Here is a 23,587-nt window from a genome sequence, read left to right as displayed (position 1 = left end):
AAGTGGAAATTCTTCTCTTTTTCATTTTCAAATAAGATTATCTACAGAAAATCCGTTTTTATTTACTTTAAAGCCTTGTTAAACACAAAGATAATAACAATAATAATTACGCTTTTTCTGTTTTTATGCTCAAATCAATGTATTTGGTAAATAATATTGAATGATGGCATATATCTGACAGAAAGAAGCAATTGCTATGATTAGATAGAATTTTATATATAAATGGTATCATTAAAATGAATAAATAAGACTTTTATGTATGATAGAGGTACTGGTATATGATAATGAAAAATATGAGGTGATTTGCTGTGAGAATACTAGATAAAATAGAAAAAATGAAGTTTGATGATGCAGATAAGCTGTTTCTAAATCTGCGTGAAGATATGGTAATAAAATATCTGAAATATCATCGAGAGAATGTATTTAGGAAATAAAATAGCGAAAATCACATAGTAAAGTAAAAAACAGTACAAGCATTTTGTACTGTCTGAAGTTATTTTCCTTTATATTTTTCATAAATACATTTCAATCCTTTGAATGTTAAATCTCGATCATAAATATCAATTTCATCTGTATTTTTATAAATGATCTTACCAAGACCCCCCGTCGCAATGACCTTCATATTTACACCAAGTTCTTTTTTAAATTGTTTGATGATGTATTCACTTTGGCCAATGTAACCATAAACAACACCGGCTTGCATACTGGTCGTTGTATTTTTACAAAGTACAGTTTTTGGCTTTTTGATTTCTATTTCTGGAAGTTTTGCTGCCTGTGTCCACATTGCTTGAGCACCGGTTTCGATACCGAAGGTGATTGCGCCATATTCAAAGTTTCCATGTTCATCGACATAATCAAAGGTGGTAGCGGTACCAAAATCTACAACAAGACAAGGTCCTCCATATTCATAGAAAGCTCCGGCTGCATCAACGATACGATCTGCACCTACAGCTTTAGGATTTTCGGCTTTTACACTAATTCCTGTTTTAATGCCAGGTCCTACAACGATAGGTTCACAATGCATATATTTACGAATGCTGTTTAAAAAGGAATGCATGATCTTAGGAACTACACTGGATACGATAACATCTTTGATATCACTACTTTCGATTTTACTTGCTTGTAAAAAATTCATAAGCATGAATCCATATTCATCGCTTGTACGTTTCATTTTCGTCGTTAGGCGATAATTCCCAAGCAGCTTATTATCCTTATAAATACCCATCGTGATATTTGTATTTCCGATATCAATAACAACTAGCATGCTGAGGCCCCTTTCTTTTCCTTCATGATGTCATAAAGGTGATGTAGAATTGTTTTACCTAACTCATATTTACTCATTTTTTCAAGTGTTTCAATGGAATCTTTTTGAATGATGGTAGCGACATTGGTGTCTGTTTGAAAACCTGCGCCCTCAACCTTTAAATTATTTGCGATGATCATATCACAATTCTTTTTGGTTAGCTTTTCTTTGGCATTTTCAATTAAATTTTGAGTTTCCATCGCAAAACCACAAATAACCTGATCTTCTTTTTTATGTTCACCAAGATAAGCAAGGATATCAGGATTTTTAACAAATTTGATTTCTAAGGTATCTCCTTGCTTCTTGATTTTATTTTCTGCGATAATTTGAGGGCGATAATCACCTACGGCAGCTGCTTTGATCACGATATCCATATCCTTATAGTGTTCTTTGACTGCAGTAAACATATCATTTGCACTGACAATCGGAACCACATGAACATCTGATGGAGCAGTGATAGAAACAGGACCACTGATCAAAGTAACCTCTGCACCCATGTTTCTTGCGGCTCTTGCGATTTCATATCCCATTTTCCCGGAAGAATGGTTGGTGATATAGCGAACCGGATCCAAAGCCTCTTGTGTTGGTCCGGCAGTAATCAAAATCTTTTTCCCTTTGAATAGATCCTCTTCTTGAAGGATGTTTTCAATTCTTTCTTCGATATAAGAAATATCCGCAAGCTTTCCTTTACCGGAATCGCCACAGGCTAGGTATCCTACTTCAGGAGAAATGATATCATATCCCAAATGGATACATTCTTTTATATTTCTTTGTGTAACAGGATTTTCAAACATTTGTGTATTCATTGCAGGAGCGATCACTTTTCTACAATTTGCTGCTAGAAAGGTGGTTGTAAGCATATCATCCGCAATTCCATGAACAATTTTTGCGATTACATTTGCACTTGCGGGAACAATTACAAAGATATCTGCTCGTTTCGCTATGGATATATGCTTTACGCTACGGTCCGCAACTTTTTCAAAAGTGGAAACCATGACATTGTGTTTTGTGAGTGATTCAAAGGTCAAAGGAGAAATGAATTCTGTGGCGTTCTTTGTCATAATGACTTCCACATCATATCCTTTTTTGATCAGATTGCTACAAAGCTGTGCGCTTTTGAAAGCAGCAATACCGCCAGTGACCCCTAATACAACAGTTTTTTTCATATTTACCTCCCAAGGAATCCTACTCCCAGTTAAGTCGTCTATTATTATAACGCATGTGGTTCTTGACCACAATAGTTTAGATATGAAAAATGAGAAAAATTTCACAAGTAAGATTACCTAGCTTCTTCTTCACCATTTTCCCTTGTATTTGAAACTATGGCGTATATAATAAAAGTAGAGATTATCATAGAAAGGAAAGGTTACTATGAAAATTATCAATACAAGTGATATGCGTAAAATGGACGAAACAGCCATGAAGGAATATCATATACCGGGTGTTGTGTTAATGGAGCATGCGGCAATGGCTGTAAAAAAGCATGTAGAAGAAAGCATAGAGAAAGATCAATCGATTTTTATTCTTTGTGGACCGGGTAATAACGGAGGGGATGGTTTTGCCTTAGCTCGTTTATTAAAACAAGACGGATATCATCATATCCGGATACTTTGTAATGTACCATTTGAGAAAATGAGTCATGATGAAAAGATTTTTGCGGCAATTGCTGGTAGTTATCAAATACCGATTTATCAAAGTGAAGATTTAGATGAAATCAATCCTATGATAAAAGAAGCTGATATTGTGATAGATGCTTTATTCGGTACTGGATTATCAAGAAAGATCGAAGGTTTCTATGATAAATTAATTGCTTCTTTGAATGTTATGAAAAAATATGTGATCAGTATTGATATTGCAAGCGGTATTCATGGGGATAGCGGTGATATCATGGGTTGTGCCATACAAGCTTCTAAAACAGTAAGCTTTGAATGCTATAAGCCGGGCAATGTTTTATATCCAGGCAGTGCTTATTGTGGAGATGTCGTTGTTGAAAGCATTGGCATGCCACAAGAAATCTTAGACCACACATCGGGTTGCGTCGTACTTGATGATGAACTCATAGCTTCTTATTTGCCTAAGCGTCACTCTCATAGCAATAAATCAAGTTATGGCAAGGCATTGATCATAGGTGGTAGTGCACAAATGCATGGGGCAGTTACCATGTGTGCCAAAGCTGCTTTAACTAGTGGTATTGGTACCTTGACCATTGCTGTACCTTCTTGTATTCATGGTATTTTAGCAAGTAAGATGGAAGAATGTATGTTACTTCCACTACCGGATCAGGATGGTGTGTTTTCTATTCAAGCCGCAGAAGCTTTAAGTGAGAAATTAAATCAATATGACTTTGTGACCATAGGCAATGGTATGGGAAGAAATGAAGGGACACAAAAGTTGGTTCAATTGATATTATCCAGTTCTCTTCCTTGTATTTTAGATGGAGATGCAATTTATGCAGTCGGAAAGCATCCTGAATGGTTGAATCGAGCAGCACCACTTATCCTTACACCACATCCAAAAGAGATGAGTTACCTTTGTGGAAAATCAGTAGCGGAAATCATAAAAAATGCAAGTACGATCATCAAAGAATTCTTAAAACGATATCCTAATATCACATTGATATATAAGGATGAACATACCATAATTGAGAGAGGACAAAAGCGTTTTATGAATTTAGCCGGTAACAATGCTCTCGCAAAAGGGGGAAGTGGAGATGTGTTATGTGGTATGTTAACGGGATTGTATGGGCAAAGCAAAGATCCTTTGCAAAGTGCTTGTTGTGCAGTGTATGTACATGCTCGATGCGCAGATGAATTGATCAAAGAAAAGGATTATAATAGTATACTGGCTAGTGATATCATTTCGATATCTTCTAGAATTTATCAAGAATTAAGAAATCGTGGTAAGTAGATCAGCGTTGATAGGGTAGCTAAGGCTATCCTTTTTTTCTTTAAAATATACATTTTAATAGGATGGACAAAAATGAGCTATATGATAGAATTACTTTGGATAGTTGATTATGAAAGGAGGAATGGATATGGAAGATGTGAATTTGCGGAAATTAGAGGAACATTTCATTCAGCATACTTATGAAGGTCAGCATTATGGTATCAAAGCAATCGATGTGGAAGAATCGATGAAGCAATTATATAAATTGTTAAAGCAATATCAGATTACACGATATGATATTCAAATTCATGTAAGGCATGATAGAAAGCACATAAAGATTGCCTTTGATGTTGATTCATTTGATAAGGTAGAAGAACCAAGTAAAGCGTATCATATACCTAAAAAAATACCAATAGGCATCGATCGTTATACAGAATTAACATCCGGTTATTATTATGTAGATAAAACAGAAATGATCAAAAGCTTTCTTGATTCGGGAGATCTGGTTACTTTGATTACCAGACCTAGAAGATTTGGGAAAACGTTGAACTTATCTATGATGGCAGAATTTTTTGATATAACAAAGGATAATAGCACCTTATTTGAAGGTACCTTTATATCTTATACGGATTATATGAAATATCGAAATAGCTATCCTGTGATTTTTATATCCTTTAAAGATTGTAAGGGAGAAAAGCGTCATATGTGTCAGAAGATTTATTGGACATTGTGGAATGTGTTTGAACAATTTACCAAACAACTCAATCAATTGGATGATGAATCCAAAATGGAGTTCATAGAGCTTCGTAACATCATCAAACAAAAGAGAAGAGAAACAATTGATTTAGATATTGGAAGTGAGGCACTCTTATTGCTTTGTAAGATGTACTACCACATTTATCAAAAACCTGTGATCTTATTGATTGATGAATATGATACGCCTTTTATGTCAGCTTATACTGGTGGATATTATGATAAGGTAAAAGATTTTTTAAGTGATATGCTTTCCTGTACATTAAAAGGAAATCCTTATTTATATCGAGCAGTGTTAACGGGTTGTCAAAGGATTGCCAAGGAAAATATTTTTTCCGGTTTAAATAATTTGGAAGTATGCAGTCTTCAAGATGAACAATATGCGAATTGTTTTGGCTTTACAGAAGCGGAGACAAGAAAGCTTCTTCAGTATTATGGTAAGGATCTAAATGAAGAAGTAAAGGCAATGTATGATGGTTATCATATCGGTAGTTATGAGCTATATAATCCTTGGTCGATCTTGAATTATGCGAAAAAGGGAAGGCTTGCTTCTTATTGGGTGAATACAGGAAGTCATCAAATGTTGAAACAATGGTTGGAAGATGCACCCCAAAGCTTTTTTGATCAAATGCGAACATTACTAGAGGATCGATCTATTGATATCGTTTGTAATTTAGTGGAATGTTACTATCAGAATAAGAAAACCTCACAAATATGGGCACAATTGATCCATGCAGGATATCTTACCATTGATGAGGTAAAAGGAAATCATTATTATAAGATACGTATTGTCAATAAGGAAGTAAAAGAAGAGCTAGTTAGTATCTTACATGATTGTTTTGGTGTAGATGATAGCATCATGAGAGAAGTATCCAATGCATTACTTGAAGGAAATAAGGAACTATTTCAAGAGAAATATGAAACAGTACTAAGAGATATGATGAGCTATCATGATTTGAAAGATGAAAATAGCTATCGTATCTTAATGTTATGTGTGTGCAGCTTTATGAGCAAAGAGTATGAATTACTAAGTAATAAGGAAACAGGGTATGGAAGAGCTGATATTTATTTGAAATCTAAAAAAGGACAAAAGGATATTGTCATAGAATTAAAACATCGCAAACAGATCAAAGGGAATCAAGATTTGAAGAAGTTGGCTTTTAGAGCCATACAACAAATAGAAGAACATCATTATGCGAAAGGAAAGCGTGCAATAGCTATCGGAATTGCACATAGTGGAAAAAGATGTGAAATCGTTTGGAAGGAATAAATAAAAGAGAATGATGTTACATTCTCTTAAGTTAAAATATAAGATTCATATTTTTTTAAAAGCTCTTGAGTCAGTTTGATTTTGATATGCATTCCATCTTCTTGATCATCACGCTGTAATATTCTTCCTTTTCTCAACAATTCGTTTAGATGGATCGATGCATGATATGGTAAAAGTAATTCTACTTCTAATTCATTAGGATATAGATGAGCATGAATCAGGTCAAAGAGCTCTTCGAAACCGATCCCTTCTTTTGCACTCATATAGATTTCATGTTCTTGATGTGAGGGATAGGTAAAAGATGTAAGATCACACTTATTATAAACAGTGATCATCGGAATATGAGATGCGTCAATTTCTTTTAATGTCTTTTGTGTGATTTGCATTTGTTTATAAAATTGGGGAGAGCTGGCATCTACGATTTGTAGAAGTAAAGAAGCGTATTTTACTTCTTCTAAGGTAGAGTGAAACGCTTTGATCAAGGAATGCGGAAGTTCATTCACAAAACCAACCGTATCACTTAATAAAAATTCGTCTTGATTTGGTGTTTTTATTTGACGAATAGAGGTATCAAGGGTCGCAAATAACATATCCTTTTCCAATACTTTTTTATCATCTTTACTAGCGCATAAAGATAACATGGCATTCATCATCGTTGATTTTCCGGCATTGGTATAACCGACCAAAGATACCAAGGGAAGATCAGATTTCTGTCTGGCTTTTCGTTGTGTCATTCTTTCATTTTCTACTTTTTTTAATTCACGATTGACTTCCGATATCCTGGCTTTGATCCTTCTTCGATCAAGCTCTAATTGTTTTTCACCGGCACCTTTATTTTTGCCACTGCCACTTTGTCTACCAAGTTGTGTATTGGCGCCGATCAATCTGGGTAACAACTTGGATAGGGAAGCTTGTTCCACTTGTAGTCGTGCAACTCGTGTAGTAGCACGTTGTTCAAATATTGCAAGAATCAATTCTGTACGATCCATAACAGGTATCATGAATTGTTCCTCTAGGTTTCTTATTTGTAAGGGGGTTAAGTCATGATCAAAGATGACACATTCTATGGTATCGTGAGAAGAAAGAAATGCTTGTATTTCTTCACATTTCCCTTTTCCTATATAAGTACGAAAACTGATTTCTTTTAACGTTTGGGTAAAGCTTTCAATAAGTTCCATATCACAAGCTTTGATAAGTTCTAAAAATTCCTCTTGTTCTTCAGATATGCATTCTGTGTTTGCGAAAACGGCTGCGACTTGTTTCATAGATGACCTCCTATCTATGTTGTAGTATATACGAAAGTTGTATTCTTATTGATTTTCTTTATCATCATATCATATCTTAAAATAAAAAAACATGAAAAAAGGCCGCTAAATCAGCAGCCTGATTTCTATTTTACAGGTTTTACATGAATCCTTCCTCGATATTCGGTTTCCGCAAAATACAGATTTTCAGCAATCTTTGCTTCCGGATTCAAGGTAACTCCATCTAACATCATTTCTTTAAATTTCTCGTATCCGGCCATATCGATCAAGTGACCACCATGCAAATAACGAGGTTCCCCTTTTAATACTTCTTTGGAGAAGCTTTGCCAATTCCGAATGATGGCAAGTACGACCTCTTCGCTTAGAAAATCCGCAAAGGTCTTTCCCATACGAGGATATTGTTTTCCTGTACGACCACCGATCAAGATACGATAATAGGGTTTTGGACTTCGTTGCATTGCGCCTGTTGGACAAACTAAAGTACATTCTCCACAACCAACACAACAACAAGTATCTTTTTCTACTCTTCCATTGACAAGACTTAATACTCTGGTAGCATGATGTTCACATGCTTTGACACAACTACCGCAACCGATACATAAATCGGGATGATAGACAGGTTTTGTCAGACCGATGATGCCGAAATCATTGAAATGTCCTTTTGCACAATCATTTGGGCATCCTGCAACACTGACCTTGATATGGTAATGACTTGGAAATACCTCTTTTTCGATCTTTTTCGCCATATCTTGGGTATTGATATTCGCCTTAATACAATGTACACCACCAATACATGCCATGACATTACGAGCACCAATCGTCGGATAACCTGCATCTGTATTCATGACAACATCACAATCGTCAACTTCTACTTCCTCAAGATAAAGTTTCAATTCTTTATTTACTTCATCGATACGCTCATATTTGATGCCCGGAATCGCAAAGCATTGACGACTGGCGAAATGGAAGGTTCCATTGCCATACTCTTGAGCCAGATGTTGCACAAAGCTTAAATATTTTGCATCGATCAGACCACCGGGAACACGCATTTGTAACATGTATTCTCCTTTGACCTTGGATTGACGAAAACAATTGGTACGAAGTGCACCGATATTCATATCTTGTGACATAAGTTCTTCCTCCTAATCCATCAGTGTCTTTGCTTTGATATAAGGGAAGACCGGCCCTTCTAAACATACATAAGTTTCATTGATCTTACAATGTCATTTACCTAAAGCACAAGACATCTTACGTTCAAAGGATACGTAAATATGTTCTTCTTTGATGCCTTGCTTGATACATTCCTTTGCGGTTGTGTTCATCATGATCGGAGGTCCGACAATGATCACTGCATATGCATCGTCTTGCCATTCTTTGATCGGAATATCTTTCACAAAATTCATCGCAAAACCTTGTTTGAATCCTTCTTTTACACCTTGATCCAAGGTCCAAGTCGTGTGGAAATGAGGAGCTTGTTCAAATGCTTGTAAGTCCTTTGTGAACAAGATATGATGTTCATCACGAAATCCTGCAATCGCATAAACATCGATGCATTCTTCAGGATGTTGAAGATAATGATGAAGGGTACTACGAACAGGGGATACACCGGTACCTCCTGCAATGATAATGATATGTTTGTTGTGAAATTGATCTAAAGGAAATCCTTTTCCATAAGGTCCTCGAAGAAACAGGACGTCGCCTTTTGTTAAATCAAAAATTTCATTGGTAAGCTTTCCGACTCGACGGATGGTGAATGAGATACTGTGATCATCAAAGCTTGATACAGAAATCGGGGCTTCACCGATCTTAGGGATGGAAAGCTGAAAGAATTGTCCATGTTGAATGGATGGATGATCATAGGCAAGCACAAAGGTGGATTCCATATCGGTTTCCTTTATAACTTCCAAAATTTCGTGCTTTTCAGGTAACCATGGATTATTCATGTTGTTTTTCCTCCTTCAGCTTTTCTACTTCATCATATAATCGATTTACGATGTGAGAAAAAGATATATAATTCGGACAGATATCATCACATCGTCCACATCCAACACACATCTGATCTTCGGTATGGAATCGTTTTTTATAATCATAGATCTTATGCATCGTCTTAAAGCGCATGCGATCAGCGTAAGCATCTCTAAATGCATGTCCGCCATTGACGGTAGTAAAGTCATCATTCATACAACCTGTCCAGGTACGTCGACGTTCTCCGCTTTTTCCGTTTTCTGTATAAGGGGTATCAATGGTATTGAAACAAGAGCAGGTAATACATGCACTGTTACATGCACCACAACCGATACAGCGACTGTTATACTCTTTCCACATATCCAATTGACGGATATCATCTAACATATCTTCGTTGATATCAGGAATACGAATTTCGGTTCTGTTTTTTTCGATGAATTTTACATTATATTCTATGGTTGGTTTTTGTAGGAAATAGGTTTGAAACTTATCGTTTTTTACCTCCACATATAGTTTGTTTTCTTCCGGTAAAAATCTGATTGCCATATCATACTCATCTGTTTTGTTTGTATGCATGGAACAGCAAGCACAAGATTCCCATCCTTCACCACATTCCATAAGGATGAAATGCACTTTATCACGCATCCTTTTATAATATGGATCAGGAGTCGTGCCGTTTTCTAAAAAAATCTTATCCAATCGTTGAATACCATGAATATCACAGCTTCTCGCAAAGATCAGAAGGTCTGAATCAAAGATTTGGCTTTCCATATAGCCGTATTCCGTATAATGAAACAACGTTTGATTGATGGGATAAAAAACTTCTTTTGGTGAATAATCACTACGACTTTTCCATTCAATTTCTTCCACACTTCTGATTTCCTGATACCGTATGCTATCCGTATCGCAATATCTGCCTACATTGTGTAGACGTTTTGGTGCATAAATTTTGTAATTCCTTCGAAGCGCATCAAATAGTTCATTTGCTTCTTCATAAGATACCTCATATGACATTCCTTTGTCCTCCTTTACGACCTTTCCAATAATGAAGTGTATTTTTCCATCTTGGAATTTATGCTATTTACAACCAATCTTATTGTAAACCCTTGCAAAATAAAAAGAAATTGCATTTTAACTTTATAAGCAATCTTAATAAAGCTATAACATTTGCTAATACTTTGGGACAAAAAAAGCATATCAGTATCACGTAGATCAGATATGCTTCAAGCGTTTAGTTATGAGGTGTAGCTAAGCTTTGATGAATAAAGGGAACTTGTGATAAGCGCAAGGCACAGAAACAACCAAGAGCAATGCTGCAAGTATCACTTAGAATGAATGGTATAGCACCCATTGCTATGATCGCACTCATATTTTTGGTAGCGCCCATATAAAAATTTAAGATCCCATACATATAGATACAACCAATCGTATAGATGAGCAATAAGACCAGTAAACATAATAGGAATGCAGGTAGAAAGTGTTGTACATGAAGCTTTTTACGTGTATAAGATAAAAAACTTGCGGCAATGGGAAAGCTTAAGAGAAAGCCGAAGGATGGTTGTAATACGTAGGCGATGCCACCACCATTAGCGAAAACAGGGAAGCCAATCAGTCCCATGAGAAAGAATAAACCATAAGAAATCATGATTTGTTTGGGCTGTAATAACATGCCGGCAAGTATGACCATCATTGTTTGTAATGTTAATGGAATTACACCAGCAGGTATAACGATCTTGCTTCCTATGATAAATAGTACCGTAAACAAGGCACATAATGTCAAATCTTTCGTTTGTTTCATTTTGTTTTCCTCCAATCAAGAATGGTAAGAGTATACCTCTAACTACTTTGATTGTCAAATTATATTTTGATGTGAAATGAGTAGTTTTATGTTTTTATATCATTCCTCTTATAATGAATTGGCTAGAAACCGTTATCATTGTCTTTGATTCGTAAACAGAAGAAGAAAAAAATGAATTTTTTATAAATTTTGGTTATCAAAGTATTTACATTTGAATATCAAAGTATTATAATCGTTTTGAATTTCAAAGTAATGTTTTTGAAATTAGTATTTCGGTAGTTAAAGACAACAACTTAGATAAAATCAAGGTTTTTTTTACAAAGTAATCTAGTAATTGAAACTAAAAGTATTGACATTGAAGACAAGAAGTGTTAATCTAGTATTCGTTACTAGCAAAGTACAGGAGGAACAATTATGTTTGAAAAAGTAAAAGCAGTATTAGTGGAAGCTATCAATGTAGATGAAGATGTAATTACGATGGAGGCTAATTTAAAAGATGATCTTGGAATTGATTCCTTGGCAGCAGTAGAATTATCATTAGAGCTTGAAACAGAATTTGATGTACGCATCGAAGATGATGAATTAGCTAAATTAGTTACTGTCGCAGATATCGTGAAATTATTAGAGAGCAAACAGTAAGAGCCAAGATATCTTGGCTTTTTTAAAATCGTGGAGGTATGCGAAATGAATACAAAAGAAATACAGGAAATCATCGCCGTATTTGAAAAATCAAACTTATCTCGTATGGAGATCGAAGCTGATGATGTGAAATTAAAAATGGAGAAACCAATACAAGAAATGCCTATGGTACAAAGTATCGTAAACAAACAGCCGACCCTTACAGAAACTAAGGTAGAAGAGCCAATCAAGAAAGATGGCTATTGGGTTAAGGCGCCAATTGTCGGTACTTTTTATCAGTCACGTGCAAAAGGCAGTACTCCGTTTGTAGAAATCGGTCAACATGTGAAAAAGGGTGATGTACTTTGCATTATAGAAGCTATGAAGGTCATGAATGAAATCCATGCACCAATGGATGGTGTGATTGCGGAGATTTTGGTAACTGATGATTCCATGGTGGAATTTGATCAGGAGCTAATGCGTATTGCAGGAGCACAAGAATGAAACGCTTGTTAATTGCCAATCGTGGAGAAATCGCAGTTAGGATCATTCGTACTTGTAAAGAAATGGGAATAGAAACGGTTGCCGTGTATTCTTCTGCGGATAAAGAAGCTCTCCATGTACAATTGGCAGATTATGCAGTATGTATCGGAGGTCCTAAAAGCGCTGATAGTTATTTAAATATGAAGAATATATTAAGTGCGGCTTGTATGACAGGATGTGATGCTGTGCATCCGGGATTTGGGTTTTTGAGTGAAAATGCAAAATTTGCTCGCCTAGTCATGCAATGTGGCATGATCTTTGTGGGACCAAACCCAGATGTAATAGAAGCGATGGGTGATAAAAACCACGCCCGTCAAAAAATGATGGAAGCAGGTATCCCGGTCATTCAAGGAAGCAAGGATCTGATCGAAACGGCGGAAGAAGCGCAACAGATGGCAGAAAGTATCGGATATCCTGTTTTGATCAAAGCCGCAAATGGCGGTGGAGGCCGTGGTATGAGGATTGCTCATCATAAAGATGAAATCGTTGCTGCTTATGAAACTGCAAGAAGTGAAGCAAACGTTTGTTTCGGTGATGATGGTGTCTATATGGAAAAATATATTTTAGAACCAAAGCATGTAGAGGTACAGCTCATGGCGGATAAATTCGGAAACGTATGTCATTTGTATGAACGAGATTGTTCCGCACAACGAAGAAATCAGAAGTTATTAGAAGAAGCCCCTTGCCATACTTTAAATGAAGAAACCAGACAACATATGTTAGCGGATGCAGTTCGTGCTTGTCAGGTAGTCGGTTATGATAGCGTTGGAACCATCGAATTTCTATTAGATGCATCGAATCATTACTATTTCATGGAAATGAATACACGAATTCAGGTAGAACATACCATTAGTGAAATGGTCACAGGCATCGATTTGATCAAACAACAAATCAAAATTGCGGAAGGGTTGAAATTATCATATCGTCAAGAGGATATCGTATGTAAAGGACATGCGATGGAATGTCGTATCAATGCAGAAAATATCAAGATGAACTTTGCGCCAAGTCCCGGAGTCATACGTTTTATCAATTTTCCAGGTGGTCGTAATGTGAGAATCGATACTGCGGTTTATTGTGGTTACGAGATTCCGCCATTTTATGATTCCATGATCTTGAAGCTCATTACCTTTGGAGATAATCGTCTGGAATGTATCAAACGAATGCGAGTTGCGTTAGAAGAACTATTGATTGAAGGTGTAGAGACAAATATTGAATTCCAATATTTATTATTACACCACCCAGTATTTGTGTCTGGAAAATATGATACAGGATTCATGGATGTATTCATTAAGGAGCTGAGTGAGGATGGAACAATTATTTAAAACAAGAAAAGATCGTTTGAATCTTTTCAAAAGTAGAAAGAACAGTGTGCATAGAGATCCTATAGATATCCCTGAGAATCTATTTCACAGTTGTCCTAATTGTAAACAGACCAATTTGTTTGAGGATCTGATGCATGCATATTATGTATGTCCGCATTGTGGATATCCCATCAAAATTACAGCTCATGAGCGTATTCGTCAAATTGTAGATGAAGGTAGTTTTCAAGAGTTGGATAAAGGGATGCAATTGAAAGAAATTCCTGATTTTCCGGGTTATGAAGATAAATTAGAACGTTTACAGAAGAAAACAGGTTTAAAGGAAGCGGTCGTGACCGGTACAGGTAGTATATTCGGTCAAAAAGTGGTCCTTGGCATCATGGATTCTAATTTCTTTATGGGAAGTATGGGAAGTATTGTCGGAGAGAAAATAACTCGTGCCATTGAATATGCGACCATGCATAAATCACCATTGATCTTATTTACGACTAGTGGAGGTGCAAGAATGCAAGAAGGTATCTCTTCCTTAGTTCAAATGGCAAAAACCAGTGCAGCATTAAAAAAACATAGTGATGCAGGCTTATTATATATTTCGTATCTGACGCATCCAACGACCGGTGGCGTATCAGCCTCTTTTGCGATGTTAGGAGATATCATTTTATCCGAACCAAACTGTTTGATCGGGTTTGCCGGTAAACGAGTGATTGCCTCTACGGTGAAGGAAGAGCTGCCCGATGACTTTCAGAAGGCAGAATTTGTATTGGAAAAAGGATTCATCGACAAGATCGTAGAACGCAAGGATGCGAAAGAAACCTTGTACAAGATTTTGAAGATGCATGAAAGGAGCGCTTATGCAGGTAAAGGAAAATGAAGCTAGAATTGCGGTACTTGAGGCTCGTTTTGCTTCTTTAGGTGAACAAGATTTGCTTGAAAAGGAAGCGATAGAGAAAGAAATCGCAATGATCGAAGAGCAAGCATATTCCACTTTAAATGCATGGGATATCGTTTATTTAGCACGTCATCCAAAACGTCCCAAAGCAAGTGATTATGTACAAGCTTTGTTTGATGATTTTATTGAGTTTCATGGAGATCGATGTTTTGGAGATGATGGTGCTTGTGTAGGTGGAATTGCGAGCTTTCATGGGATCCCGGTGACTTTGATCACGCAAAGTAAAGGGAAGACATTGGAAGAAAATATGAAGAAGAACTTCGGTATGTTACATCCTGAAGGGTATCGAAAAGCACTACGTTTGGCACATCAAGCAGAAAAATTTCATCGTCCGATCATTACCATGGTAGATACCTCAGGGGCATATCCAGGTAAAGGTGCAGAAGAGCGAGGACAAGCACAGGCGATCGCAGAATGCTTAGAAGTATTTTCCGGCTTAAAAACACCGGTGGTAGCGATCGTATTAAGTGAGGGTGGAAGTGGTGGCGCTTTGGCATTCAGTGTCGCAGATAAAATATTGATGTTGGAAAATGCGATATATTCCGTTTTATCCCCTGAAGGCTTTGCCAGTATTTTATGGAAAGATGAAAAACGTGCAGAGGAAGCTGCCGAGGTAATGGAACTTACTGCCGCTGACTTAAAGCGAAAAGGAATCATCGATACCATCATCAAAGAACCAAGAGGCGGAGCACATAAAGATTTTCATGCGGTATGTGAACAATTAGATAAAGAATTATATCGAGAGATCTTACAACTTTGTACGATGAATTATGATGTCATGTTAGAAAAGCGTTACGAGAAATTCAGAAAGATGGGTCTGGCATATGAAATCGTGTAGAATCAAAGGCTTTGGTTATGCGAAAGCAACAAGAAAAATAACCAATGAGGATATTGCACAGGTAGTAGATACCAATGATGAATGGATCACATCCAGAACAGGGATTAAATCTCGATATATATCAGAAGAGGAAAACACCAGTGATTTGGCAGTTCGTGCCGCAACCATGGCATTACAAACGAGTGGTATGGATCCAAAACAGGTGGATTTGATTATTGTTGCGACCTTTACACCGGATTATACAACGCCATCTACTGCTTGTATGGTACAACATAAGCTGAACATGAATGATCAGCGAGTCATGGCATTCGATATCAATGTCGCATGCAGTGGATTTCTTTATGCGTTGGAAGTCGCACATAGTTTGATTGCATGTGATATGGCACATACAGCCTTGGTCATTGGTGCAGAGGTGATATCAAAACAATTAGATTGGCAAGATCGTAACACTTGTATCATCTTTGCGGATGGCGCAGGTGCCGCACTTGTTACACAAGAAGATTGTCGCAATCGTATGCTTCACTTTGCGTCGAGTAAAGGAGATGACAAAGGAATCATACATGCGGATGCTCCACTACCAAGAACTGTGTTTACGAAACAATCCTATACACCGTCTTTGGTACGTATGAACGGTAGTGAAACCTTTCGCTTTGCTGTTCATGCCATGGAAGAAGCAATTGAGGATGTGTTGAAACAAGCCAATGTCACAATAGAGGATATCGATTATATCGTGCCTCATCAGGCCAATTTACGAATCATATCCAATGTATGTAGAAGAATGCATATTGATATGAATAAGGTTTATATCAATATTGATGAGATAGGCAATACCAGTGCCGCAAGTATTCCGCTTGCGCTTGGAGAAATGCAAGAAAAAGGATTATTAAAAGAAGGAATGAAAATTGTTCTAAGTGGTTTTGGTGCAGGATTTTGCTGGGCCGGAGCTTATATTGAACTATAAGGAGAAGTATTATGATGATCAATGAACTCTTAAATATCAAATACCCGATTTTTCAGGGAGCGATGGCAAATATCGCTACACCACAATTTGCGGCCTGTGTTTCCAATAGCGGAGGGTTAGGTATCATCGCAACAGGAGCCATGGACGCAAAACAGACAAGAGAAGCCATTAGAGAATGTAAAACATTGACAAACAAGCCTTTTGGCGTCAATGTGATGTTAATGAATCCGGATACCGAAGCCATTATGCAAGTTATTTGTGAAGAACAAGTAGCGCTTGTGACAACCGGTGCAGGCAATCCCGGTCCCTATATTGAAGCCTTAAAAGCAAGTGGAACCAAAATCTTTCCGGTCGTTGCCAGTGTCGCATTGGCAAGACGTTTAGAAAAAGCCGGCGTTGATGGCATCATTGCAGAAGGTGGAGAAAGTGGAGGACATGTGGGAGAGACTACGACCATGTCTTTGGTACCACAAGTTGTTGCGGCAGTATCTATTCCGGTCATTGCTGCTGGAGGAATTGCCAGTGGAAAACAATTGAATGCCGCATTGTCTTTAGGCGCCGTAGGGGTTCAGATCGGTACCATCCTTTTGGCAAGTGAAGAATGTCCGATTCATGAAAATTATAAAAAAGCTGTTTTAAAAGCGAAAGATATGGATAGTGTTGTTACAGGAAGAAGCACAGGTACACCGGTAAGAATTCTTAAAAATCAAATGTCTTTACAATACTTGAAACTAGAAGCAGAAAACGCACCAAAAGAAGAAATGGAAAAACTAACGCTTGGTGGATTAAGAAGAGCAGTGCTTGAGGGTGATATGAAACATGGTAGTGTAATGATGGGTCAAGTAGCCGGTATGGTACATGAAATCAAACCGGTACAAACAATTCTTGAAGATCTAGTGAAAGAAAGCAAAGAAGAATTTTATGCGTTAACGGAAAAGATGAAAGGGTTAGGCTATGTCAAATAAGCGTTTGGATAACTTAAGCATACCATTGATACAAGGTGGTATGGGAGTAGGAATTTCGCTTTCCAATCTTGCTGGAGCAGTGATGAAAGAAGGCGGCATGGGAGTTATCTCTGCGGCTCATCCCGGATATCGAAAGGAAAACTTTTGGCAAAACAGCAAGGAATGCAATGTGGAAGCCATCATAGAAGAAGTTCATAAAGCAAAACAATTATCTAATGGATCAGGGTTATGTGCTGTGAATGTCATGGTCGCAAGTCGTGATTATGAAACCTATGTGAATGCTTGTGTAGAGGCTGGTGCAGATGCCATTATTTCAGGTGCAGGCCTTCCTTTACATTTACCAGAAATCGTGAAGGATGAGGATATCATGCTAGCTCCCATTGTCAGTAGTGGAAAAGCAGCATCACTGATCTTAAGAAGCTGGCAACGTCATAGTCATCGTCTTCCTGATTTCATCGTTATCGAAGGTGCCTTAGCCGGTGGACATTTGGGATTTAAAAAAGAGGAGCTGTTGAAAGAAAGCTACCAACCATTAGATGAAATATTAAAAGATGTATTGGAAGTCATTGAACCTTATGAAAAGGAAGCAAACATAAAAATTCCTGTATTTGTTGCAGGAGGTGTATATACGGCTTTGGATATTCAGCATTATCAAAGTCTTGGAGCTTATGGAGTACAAATGGGAACTCGTTTTATTGCGACAAAGGAATGTGATGCGGATGAACGTTATAAGGAAATGTTCGTGAAAGCACGCAAAGAGGATATCGCATTGGTAAAAAGTCCGGCAGGACTACCAGGTCGTGCCATCTTAACACCATTCATGTCTCATACCCAAGAGCAAAGAGTGGCACCATCTCATTGTATCGGATGCATGCTTCCATGCCATCCAGAGCAAACACCGTATTGTATCAGCGAGGCATTGATTCATGCAGTACAAGGTGATGTAGAACATGGGCTTGTGTTTGCCGGTAGCAATGCTTATCGTATCAATAAGATCGTAAGTGTCAAAGAGCTGATCGATGAATTGTTTCAGCGATAGGAGGAATCAGAATATGAAAACCGCATTTTTATTTGCAGGACAAGGGGCACAAACACCAGGTATGGGGAAAGAAATCTATGAACAGGATATTCTGGCAAAGGCCGTATTTGATAGTGTAAATCTGGATTTTGATTTAAAAAGCCTTTGTTTTAACGGTCCTAAGGAAATGTTAGATGATACACAATATGCACAACCGGCAATCTTTGTGACCAGTATGGCACTTGCGAAAATGCTAAATGAATATGGTGTTAACGCAGATGTATGCGCTGGGTTAAGCCTTGGTGAATATAGTGCATTGTGTTATGCCAACGCATTTTCTATCGCAGATGGTGCAGCCATCGTAAGAGAACGTGGTAAGATCATGGCCAATGCTCTACCTGCAGGAACCAGTAGCATGTATGCGATTTTGATGTTGGAAGAAGCCAAGATCAAAGAAGCTTGTGAAGAGGTCAAAGAACTTGGTATTTGTGAGATCGCCAATTACAATTGTCCGGGACAAATCGTCATCACAGGAGAAAAAGCTGCAGTGGATAAAGCAAAGGATCTATGCTTGGAAAAAGGCGCAAGAAGAGCCATAGAGCTTGCTGTAAGTGGTGCCTTTCATTCTAGCTTACTTCAAGATGCTGCGATTTTGCTAAGAAGTGTGTTACAACAATATCACTTAAAACAGCCTGAAGTGAGTGTCTATCATAATATCAGCGGGCAAATCGAAGATCAACCGTTGATCGATATCTTAAGCAAACAAATTTCGCACTCTGTCTATTTCGAACAAACCATAGCGAATATGCTGAAAGATGGTGTGGATACCTTTATTGAAGTCGGACCGGGAAAAACCATCAGTGGATTTGTGAAGAAATGCTGTAAAGGACATGATGTGAGAATATTGCATGTCGAGGATATCAAAAGCTTACAGGAATGTGTAGAAACATTGAAAGGATAGTTTACGAGTATGGAAAGAAAAACAGCTTTTATCTCTGGAGCTTCCAGAGGAATCGGTGAATGTATCGCAAAAACCTTATCTAAGGATCATGATGTGATCATCAATTATGCCAACAATGAAGAAAGTGCGATGCGTGTATTAGCTCAATTAGATCCTGCAGGAAATCATAAAGCCATTCGTTGTAATGTGGCGAAAGGGGAAGAAGTGGAAGCAATGATGAATCAGATCATTGCGGATTATGGACACATTGATGTGATCGTCAATAATGCAGGAATTACCAAAGATAATTTATTGCTTCGTATGAGCGAAACCGACTTTGATGAAGTGATCGATGTAAATTTAAAAGGTACCTATCATTGCATTCGATATGCAACACGCCAGATGATGAAACAAAGAAGTGGTTGTATCGTCAATATGGCAAGTGTTGTCGGTGTCATGGGGAATGCAGGACAAGCCAATTATGCTGCCAGTAAAGGTGGTGTGATTGCTTTAACCAAAAGTGTTGCCAGAGAATTGGCAGGACGAGGTATTCGTGTCAATGCAGTTGCTCCGGGGTTTATCACAACAGCAATGACAGAAGCATTGGATGATACAGTGAAAAATCAAATGCTTTCCGGAATTCCATTAAAACGATTTGGAGATGTACAAGATGTCGCAAACGTTGTGAAATTTCTATGTAGTGAAGAAAGTGCATATATAACAGGCCAAACAATTCATGTTGATGGCGGGATGGTGATGTAAATGAGAAGAGTCGTAATAACCGGCATGGGAGTGGTATCTCCTATCGGAAATAATGTAGAAGAAGTTTGGGATAGCGTAACACATAATGTATGTGGAATTGATCGTATCACACATTTTGATCCTAGTGAGTTTCGTGCGAAGCTGGCAGGTGAAGTCAAACATCTGGATATGGAACAATATTTCGCAAAACGTGATTTGAAATTCAATGATCGTTTTACACAGTTCGCAAGAATTGCGGCAAAACAAGCTTTTTTGGATAGTGGTTTAGATAAAGCTAGTTTTGATCATGATCGTTTCGGTGTTATTTTAGGTAGTGGAATCGGTGGTATCGCTACGATCGAAGGTGCTTCTCAAACGATCGAACAAAGAGGACCAAGTAGAATTTCACCTTATTTTATACCAATGTCTTTGATCAATTTAGCTGCAGGAAGTGTTGCCATTGATATGGAAGCACATGGAAATGTTTCTAGTGTGGTAACCGCTTGTGCGGCAGCTACCAATGCAATCGGTGAAGGCTTTCATAGAATTCGTGATGGCTATGAGGATATCGTAGCGGTCGGAGGAAGTGAAGCAGCAATTACACCGGTGGCGATTGCAGGCTTTGCGAGTATGAGGGCATTGCATGAGGGAGAAGATAAAAATCGAGCAAGTATTCCCTTTGATGCACAACGTAAAGGATTTGTCATGGGCGAAGGCGGCGGTGTGCTGATGTTAGAAGAATTAGAACATGCGCTTGCCAGAAAGGCAAAGATTTATGGTGAAGTGGTAGGCTATGGTTCAACCTGTGATGCCAATCATATCACAGCACCACTTGCTGATGGAAGTAGTGCAGCTCGTGCAATGAGGATGGCAATGGAAGATGCAGGACTAGAGCCAAAAGATATTGATTATATCAATGCTCATGGTACCAGCACACCATTAAATGATTCCAGTGAAACCTTAGCAATGAAGGTTGCGTTCAAAGAAGACGTCATGCATCCTTATGTTTCTTCAACAAAATCTATGAGCGGACATTTGTTAGGCGCAAGTGGTGCTTTAGAAGCTATTATCTCTACTTTAGCAGTAAAAAATGACTTTGTACCGGCTACCATTCATTATGAACAACCGGATCCGGCTTGTGACTTAAATCTTGTAGTCAATGAAGGGAAAAACACTGAACTTCATACAGCAATGTCGAATTCACTTGGTTTTGGTGGACACAATGCCAGTATCATCGTCAAAAAGTGGGAGGATTAGTTATGTTATACAATAGTAATGAAATACAAAAGATCATACCTCATCGTTATCCCTTTCTTCTCGTGGATCGTATCGAATCCATTGAAGGAAATAAGGTGATTGCAACTAAATGTGTCACCGCAAATGAAATGCAGTTTTTAGGACATTTTCCTGAAAAACATATCATGCCGGGAGTATTACAATTAGAAGCATTGGCACAAAGTGTTGCTGTGATGCTATTAAGTAAAGAAGAAAACAAAGGGAAGATCGGATTGTTCGCAGGTATTGATAAAGCACGTTTTAAACGACAAGTCATTCCTGGTGATGTACTACGTTTAGAAGCAGAGGTAATCAGAGAGCGTATGGGAATTGCTTGGATAAAAGCAGTCGCCAGTGTTGATGGAGAAATCGCAGTAACTGCAGAAATGATGTTTGCGGTAAGTGAACCATAGTCATGTTTTTCATCGTTTCTTTTCCAGAGTTAGCTAGTACCAATGATCATCTAAAACAACATAATTGCGAATATCCCTTTTCCACTGTTATTTTAGCTCAACATCAAACAAAAGGCAGAGGTCGCTTTGAACGTATTTGGCAAAGTGATCAGGACCTAACCTTTTCTATCTTATTTCCTCATGGTCCAAATCATGGATTCATTGCGCCTTTGGCAGTTGTAAAGGCATTAAAGGCGCATGCCATTCCTGCTGAAATCAAATGGCCCAATGATGTGTTGGTACATGGAAAAAAGGTATGCGGTATCTTAGTGGAAAGCGTATATGAAGGAAATGATGCAGTTGCCGATATCGTTGGCATCGGTGTCAATGTAACAGAAAAGAAGAATCTACAAGCAAAATCAACGTATGTTTCTCTTTCAAGGAATGAATTATTGACAGATATCCTGACACGATATGAGGAATTATTAGGTCTAGAAACTAAGGATCTGTTAAATGAAATTCGAAAAGTTTTTTATCTAAATGGAAAGACACTACAGATCGATGGTATAATGTGGGATGTAGATGGGGTAGATGAGCATGGTTACTTATGTATTCATCATCAAGATCAACAACGAATTTTAAAGAGTGAAGAAATCACCCTTTCCTCCATCTATGAAAAGGAGCAATCATGATCATAGGAATTGGAACCGATATCGTAGAGATTCAAAGAATTGAAAAAGCACTTCATAAACCTGTCATCCATAAGATTTTGACAGAAAAAGAACAAATGATCGCAAATCAATATCAGGGACATCGAAAAAGTGAATGGATAGCCGGTCGCTTTGCGGCAAAAGAAGCAATTTACAAAGCTATTCATAACGTCGTGGATTGTATGGTATGGGATATTGAAATACTGATGGATGAATCAGGTGCACCGGTGTGCTCCTGTTTTCCTTATGATGTCATGGTTTCCATCGCCCATGAAAAAGAATATGCCATTGCCTATGCAATGGTTCAGACAAAGGAGTCTTAGGTTATGAGTATCATTTATGTTTTGCATTTACTGTGGCTAGTGCCAATCTCTTGGATCGATTGCTTTCTTGTTAGAAGCAAACCATTTGAAGTACGATATGCCCATATATCCAAGTGGTGTACCCGCTTATTTCGTTGTCTTCATGTGAAACTTGAGGTAGAGATGGAAGAGGCATTACCTAAGGATAGAGTGGTACAGTTTGTCAGTAATCACCAAAGCTTTTTTGATTTGCTTATGCTAGAGGCAGGAATTCCCGTACCCTTTACGTTTGTATCAAAAGAAGAAAATAAAAAGATTCCTTATTTATCCAGTTGGGCTAAGAATCTTGAATTGATATATTTTGATCGTGATGATCAATCGAGTGCAGTACATATGTTACGAGAATCTACAAGGCGATTGAAAGCAGGACAAAATGTGTTGATTTTTCCAGAAGGAACCAGATCCACGGGAAAACAAATGAATGAAATGCAAGCAGGAAGCATTCAACCGGCTTTTATGGCTAAATGTGACATCGTTCCGATCACACTTTGTAATTCTTATGACTACAAGGCCGTTTTAAAGCGAAGAGGGACCTTTTATATGAAAATAGGGAAACCAATACCTTATGAGCAATATAAGCCTAAAAAGGCCTTAGGGATCATTCAGGAGCTACAAGTATCCATGCAACAAACGATTGATGAAAACAGGTAATGCCTGTTTTTTTTTCTATCATGTTAAGATGGGTTACGATATAATATCTATATATCACACATGTC

General features: G+C 37.8%; 25 protein-coding genes. 18 read left to right on the top strand and 7 right to left on the bottom strand.

Going from position 1 to position 23,587, the window contains the following annotated elements:
* Positions 1–308 precede the first annotated feature (308 nt).
* Positions 309–434 carry a hypothetical protein gene (locus tag UGRO018_RS13005; RefSeq protein ID WP_416326924.1) on the top strand — a complete coding sequence of 42 codons (126 nt, stop codon included), beginning with the start codon at positions 309–311 and terminating at the stop codon, positions 432–434.
* 59 nt (positions 435–493) lie between these two features.
* Here the strand turns inward: UGRO018_RS13005 and UGRO018_RS13000 are convergent, their stop codons facing one another.
* Positions 494–1,264: a type III pantothenate kinase gene (locus tag UGRO018_RS13000; RefSeq protein WP_416326923.1), complete on the bottom strand. Its 771-nt coding sequence runs from the start codon at positions 1,262–1,264 to the stop codon at positions 494–496.
* Entirely contained in the window at positions 1,258–2,469 is a 1,212-nt protein-coding gene (coaBC, locus tag UGRO018_RS12995; RefSeq protein WP_416326922.1) for a bifunctional phosphopantothenoylcysteine decarboxylase/phosphopantothenate--cysteine ligase CoaBC, read from the bottom strand. The genes UGRO018_RS13000 and coaBC overlap by 7 nt, the downstream gene beginning before the upstream one ends.
* Positions 2,470–2,674: 205 nt before the next feature.
* On the opposite strand from coaBC, the gene UGRO018_RS12990 reads away from it, so the two are divergent.
* Positions 2,675–4,210, top strand: a complete 1,536-nt coding sequence (locus UGRO018_RS12990) for an NAD(P)H-hydrate dehydratase (protein ID WP_416326921.1) — start codon at positions 2,675–2,677, stop codon at positions 4,208–4,210.
* A gap of 127 nt (positions 4,211–4,337) precedes the next feature.
* The gene (locus UGRO018_RS12985) at positions 4,338–6,212 is read left to right on the top strand and encodes an AAA family ATPase (RefSeq protein ID WP_416326920.1); all 1,875 of its coding nucleotides are present in this window, start codon (positions 4,338–4,340) and stop codon (positions 6,210–6,212) included.
* Positions 6,213–6,238: 26 nt separating this feature from the next.
* Here the strand turns inward: UGRO018_RS12985 and hflX are convergent, their stop codons facing one another.
* From hflX to UGRO018_RS12960, 5 genes are all read right to left on the bottom strand, one after another.
* The gene (gene hflX / locus UGRO018_RS12980; RefSeq protein WP_416326919.1) at positions 6,239–7,477 is read right to left on the bottom strand and encodes a GTPase HflX; all 1,239 of its coding nucleotides are present in this window, start codon (positions 7,475–7,477) and stop codon (positions 6,239–6,241) included.
* Between the two features lie 125 nt (positions 7,478–7,602).
* Positions 7,603–8,607, bottom strand: a complete 1,005-nt coding sequence (gene asrC, locus UGRO018_RS12975; RefSeq protein WP_416326918.1) for a sulfite reductase subunit C — start codon at positions 8,605–8,607, stop codon at positions 7,603–7,605.
* 93 nt (positions 8,608–8,700) lie between these two features.
* The gene (locus UGRO018_RS12970) at positions 8,701–9,420 is read right to left on the bottom strand and encodes an anaerobic sulfite reductase subunit AsrB (RefSeq protein WP_416326917.1); all 720 of its coding nucleotides are present in this window, start codon (positions 9,418–9,420) and stop codon (positions 8,701–8,703) included.
* On the bottom strand, positions 9,413–10,456 hold the full coding sequence (gene asrA, locus UGRO018_RS12965; RefSeq protein WP_416326916.1) for an anaerobic sulfite reductase subunit AsrA: 1,044 nt from the start codon (positions 10,454–10,456) through the stop codon (positions 9,413–9,415). The genes UGRO018_RS12970 and asrA overlap by 8 nt, the downstream gene beginning before the upstream one ends.
* Positions 10,457–10,673: 217 nt before the next feature.
* Positions 10,674–11,240 (bottom strand): biotin transporter BioY, encoded by a 567-nt coding sequence (locus UGRO018_RS12960; protein ID WP_416326915.1) that lies wholly within the window; start codon positions 11,238–11,240, stop codon positions 10,674–10,676.
* 414 nt (positions 11,241–11,654) lie between these two features.
* On the opposite strand from UGRO018_RS12960, the gene UGRO018_RS12955 reads away from it, so the two are divergent.
* From UGRO018_RS12955 to UGRO018_RS12885, 15 genes are read left to right on the top strand one after another with little or no spacing between them, the layout of a single operon-like run.
* Positions 11,655–11,879, top strand: coding sequence for an acyl carrier protein (locus UGRO018_RS12955; protein ID WP_416326914.1), 225 nt, complete (start codon positions 11,655–11,657; stop codon positions 11,877–11,879).
* Positions 11,880–11,924: 45 nt separating this feature from the next.
* Positions 11,925–12,362, top strand: coding sequence for an acetyl-CoA carboxylase biotin carboxyl carrier protein (locus UGRO018_RS12950; protein WP_416326913.1), 438 nt, complete (start codon positions 11,925–11,927; stop codon positions 12,360–12,362).
* Positions 12,359–13,723 (top strand): acetyl-CoA carboxylase biotin carboxylase subunit, encoded by a 1,365-nt coding sequence (gene accC, locus UGRO018_RS12945; RefSeq protein WP_416326912.1) that lies wholly within the window; start codon positions 12,359–12,361, stop codon positions 13,721–13,723. The genes UGRO018_RS12950 and accC overlap by 4 nt, the downstream gene beginning before the upstream one ends.
* Positions 13,707–14,591 carry an acetyl-CoA carboxylase, carboxyltransferase subunit beta gene (accD, locus tag UGRO018_RS12940; protein ID WP_416326911.1) on the top strand — a complete coding sequence of 295 codons (885 nt, stop codon included), beginning with the start codon at positions 13,707–13,709 and terminating at the stop codon, positions 14,589–14,591. The genes accC and accD overlap by 17 nt, the downstream gene beginning before the upstream one ends.
* Positions 14,572–15,507: an acetyl-CoA carboxylase carboxyltransferase subunit alpha gene (locus UGRO018_RS12935; protein ID WP_416326910.1), complete on the top strand. Its 936-nt coding sequence runs from the start codon at positions 14,572–14,574 to the stop codon at positions 15,505–15,507. The genes accD and UGRO018_RS12935 overlap by 20 nt, the downstream gene beginning before the upstream one ends.
* Complete coding sequence (locus tag UGRO018_RS12930) at positions 15,494–16,468, top strand: beta-ketoacyl-ACP synthase III (RefSeq protein WP_416326909.1); 975 nt, start codon at positions 15,494–15,496, stop codon at positions 16,466–16,468. The genes UGRO018_RS12935 and UGRO018_RS12930 overlap by 14 nt, the downstream gene beginning before the upstream one ends.
* 11 nt (positions 16,469–16,479) lie before the next feature.
* Positions 16,480–17,433 (top strand): DUF561 domain-containing protein, encoded by a 954-nt coding sequence (locus UGRO018_RS12925; protein WP_416326908.1) that lies wholly within the window; start codon positions 16,480–16,482, stop codon positions 17,431–17,433.
* On the top strand, positions 17,423–18,472 hold the full coding sequence (locus UGRO018_RS12920; RefSeq protein ID WP_416326907.1) for an NAD(P)H-dependent flavin oxidoreductase: 1,050 nt from the start codon (positions 17,423–17,425) through the stop codon (positions 18,470–18,472). Before UGRO018_RS12925 ends, UGRO018_RS12920 begins: the two co-directional genes overlap by 11 nt.
* A gap of 13 nt (positions 18,473–18,485) precedes the next feature.
* Positions 18,486–19,412, top strand: a complete 927-nt coding sequence (fabD, locus tag UGRO018_RS12915; protein ID WP_416326906.1) for an ACP S-malonyltransferase — start codon at positions 18,486–18,488, stop codon at positions 19,410–19,412.
* A gap of 9 nt (positions 19,413–19,421) precedes the next feature.
* Complete coding sequence (gene fabG / locus UGRO018_RS12910) at positions 19,422–20,153, top strand: 3-oxoacyl-[acyl-carrier-protein] reductase (protein ID WP_416326905.1); 732 nt, start codon at positions 19,422–19,424, stop codon at positions 20,151–20,153.
* Positions 20,154–21,389: a beta-ketoacyl-ACP synthase II gene (fabF, locus tag UGRO018_RS12905; protein ID WP_416326904.1), complete on the top strand. Its 1,236-nt coding sequence runs from the start codon at positions 20,154–20,156 to the stop codon at positions 21,387–21,389. It abuts the gene before it with no gap.
* A 2-nt stretch (positions 21,390–21,391) separates the two neighbouring features.
* Positions 21,392–21,820: a 3-hydroxyacyl-ACP dehydratase FabZ gene (gene fabZ / locus UGRO018_RS12900; RefSeq protein ID WP_416326903.1), complete on the top strand. Its 429-nt coding sequence runs from the start codon at positions 21,392–21,394 to the stop codon at positions 21,818–21,820.
* A gap of 2 nt (positions 21,821–21,822) precedes the next feature.
* Complete coding sequence (locus UGRO018_RS12895; protein ID WP_416326902.1) at positions 21,823–22,491, top strand: biotin--[acetyl-CoA-carboxylase] ligase; 669 nt, start codon at positions 21,823–21,825, stop codon at positions 22,489–22,491.
* Complete coding sequence (acpS, locus tag UGRO018_RS12890) at positions 22,488–22,832, top strand: holo-ACP synthase (protein ID WP_416326901.1); 345 nt, start codon at positions 22,488–22,490, stop codon at positions 22,830–22,832. Before UGRO018_RS12895 ends, acpS begins: the two co-directional genes overlap by 4 nt.
* Positions 22,833–22,835: 3 nt before the next feature.
* Positions 22,836–23,522 (top strand): lysophospholipid acyltransferase family protein, encoded by a 687-nt coding sequence (locus UGRO018_RS12885; RefSeq protein ID WP_416326900.1) that lies wholly within the window; start codon positions 22,836–22,838, stop codon positions 23,520–23,522.
* Positions 23,523–23,587: the final 65 nt, after the last annotated feature.

The organism is Hoskinsella mucinilytica, from assembly GCF_045223415.1.
GTDB lineage: Bacteria > Bacillota_I > Bacilli_A > Erysipelotrichales > Erysipelotrichaceae > Hoskinsella > Hoskinsella mucinilytica.
This window is presented reverse-complemented; position numbering and strand designations above follow the sequence as displayed.

Coding starts and splice junctions, on each gene's coding strand:
- hflX (WP_416326919.1), bottom strand. CDS start 7,477: ATGAAACAAGTCGCAGCCGTTTTCGCAAACACAGAATGCATATCTGAA.
- UGRO018_RS12970 (WP_416326917.1), bottom strand. CDS start 9,420: ATGAATAATCCATGGTTACCTGAAAAGCACGAAATTTTGGAAGTTATA.
- accD (WP_416326911.1), top strand. CDS start 13,707: ATGGAACAATTATTTAAAACAAGAAAAGATCGTTTGAATCTTTTCAAA.
- accC (WP_416326912.1), top strand. CDS start 12,359: ATGAAACGCTTGTTAATTGCCAATCGTGGAGAAATCGCAGTTAGGATC.
- UGRO018_RS13000 (WP_416326923.1), bottom strand. CDS start 1,264: ATGCTAGTTGTTATTGATATCGGAAATACAAATATCACGATGGGTATT.
- fabF (WP_416326904.1), top strand. CDS start 20,154: ATGAGAAGAGTCGTAATAACCGGCATGGGAGTGGTATCTCCTATCGGA.
- UGRO018_RS12920 (WP_416326907.1), top strand. CDS start 17,423: ATGTCAAATAAGCGTTTGGATAACTTAAGCATACCATTGATACAAGGT.
- UGRO018_RS12930 (WP_416326909.1), top strand. CDS start 15,494: ATGAAATCGTGTAGAATCAAAGGCTTTGGTTATGCGAAAGCAACAAGA.
- fabG (WP_416326905.1), top strand. CDS start 19,422: ATGGAAAGAAAAACAGCTTTTATCTCTGGAGCTTCCAGAGGAATCGGT.
- asrA (WP_416326916.1), bottom strand. CDS start 10,456: ATGTCATATGAGGTATCTTATGAAGAAGCAAATGAACTATTTGATGCG.
- asrC (WP_416326918.1), bottom strand. CDS start 8,607: ATGTCACAAGATATGAATATCGGTGCACTTCGTACCAATTGTTTTCGT.
- UGRO018_RS12935 (WP_416326910.1), top strand. CDS start 14,572: ATGCAGGTAAAGGAAAATGAAGCTAGAATTGCGGTACTTGAGGCTCGT.
- acpS (WP_416326901.1), top strand. CDS start 22,488: ATGATCATAGGAATTGGAACCGATATCGTAGAGATTCAAAGAATTGAA.
- UGRO018_RS12950 (WP_416326913.1), top strand. CDS start 11,925: ATGAATACAAAAGAAATACAGGAAATCATCGCCGTATTTGAAAAATCA.
- fabD (WP_416326906.1), top strand. CDS start 18,486: ATGAAAACCGCATTTTTATTTGCAGGACAAGGGGCACAAACACCAGGT.
- UGRO018_RS12990 (WP_416326921.1), top strand. CDS start 2,675: ATGAAAATTATCAATACAAGTGATATGCGTAAAATGGACGAAACAGCC.
- UGRO018_RS12885 (WP_416326900.1), top strand. CDS start 22,836: ATGAGTATCATTTATGTTTTGCATTTACTGTGGCTAGTGCCAATCTCT.
- UGRO018_RS12895 (WP_416326902.1), top strand. CDS start 21,823: ATGTTTTTCATCGTTTCTTTTCCAGAGTTAGCTAGTACCAATGATCAT.
- UGRO018_RS12985 (WP_416326920.1), top strand. CDS start 4,338: ATGGAAGATGTGAATTTGCGGAAATTAGAGGAACATTTCATTCAGCAT.
- UGRO018_RS12960 (WP_416326915.1), bottom strand. CDS start 11,240: ATGAAACAAACGAAAGATTTGACATTATGTGCCTTGTTTACGGTACTA.
- UGRO018_RS12925 (WP_416326908.1), top strand. CDS start 16,480: ATGATGATCAATGAACTCTTAAATATCAAATACCCGATTTTTCAGGGA.
- UGRO018_RS12955 (WP_416326914.1), top strand. CDS start 11,655: ATGTTTGAAAAAGTAAAAGCAGTATTAGTGGAAGCTATCAATGTAGAT.
- coaBC (WP_416326922.1), bottom strand. CDS start 2,469: ATGAAAAAAACTGTTGTATTAGGGGTCACTGGCGGTATTGCTGCTTTC.
- fabZ (WP_416326903.1), top strand. CDS start 21,392: ATGTTATACAATAGTAATGAAATACAAAAGATCATACCTCATCGTTAT.